This is a genomic window from Candidatus Nitrosotalea sp. FS, assembly GCF_011319475.1.
In the GTDB taxonomy this organism is placed as follows: domain Archaea; phylum Thermoproteota; class Nitrososphaeria; order Nitrososphaerales; family Nitrosopumilaceae; genus Nitrosotalea.
This window is the reverse complement of record NZ_RCMC01000181.1, coordinates 11424-11802: the sequence shown is the minus strand read 5'-3', so window position 1 is coordinate 11802 and position 379 is coordinate 11424. Positions and strand designations below refer to the sequence as shown.

The window sequence follows — 379 nt, the reverse complement described above, 5'->3', positions numbered from 1 at the left end:
AACACTGGGTCTATCTGTGCAAATGTTTTGGTGATTGTATACAGGTCAGAGCCTCCGGTTCTATGCGTCTGGTAATAAAATACGTCATGCATCCAGTTGGATAGGTGCCCAGACTCTACACTTTGGGCAGGCCATGCAAGTGGAATCATAATCACTGGTATGAGCCACAGTCCAAGCATCTTGAGCCGCTTGCGGTTGTAGAAAAAAACAAGACTGCCAACAAGTGGCATCATGGTAAACGCAGGTACTTTTGTAAATAATGCAAGCCCCATGCAGACCCCTGATAACAAAACTAACCATGTACCACGTTTGGAATCTTTGGAATGCAGTGCTGCCAAAATTGATAGCAAAAGAAATGGCAACAAAATGAATCAAGCAA

1 pseudogene is annotated in these 379 nt (G+C 43.8%); it reads right to left on the bottom strand.

Annotated elements, in window-relative coordinates:
• Nucleotides 1–272 (bottom strand): annotated as a pseudogene (locus tag DYY66_RS06660) (glycosyltransferase); the annotation flags it as partial.
• Nucleotides 273–379: the final 107 nt, after the last annotated feature.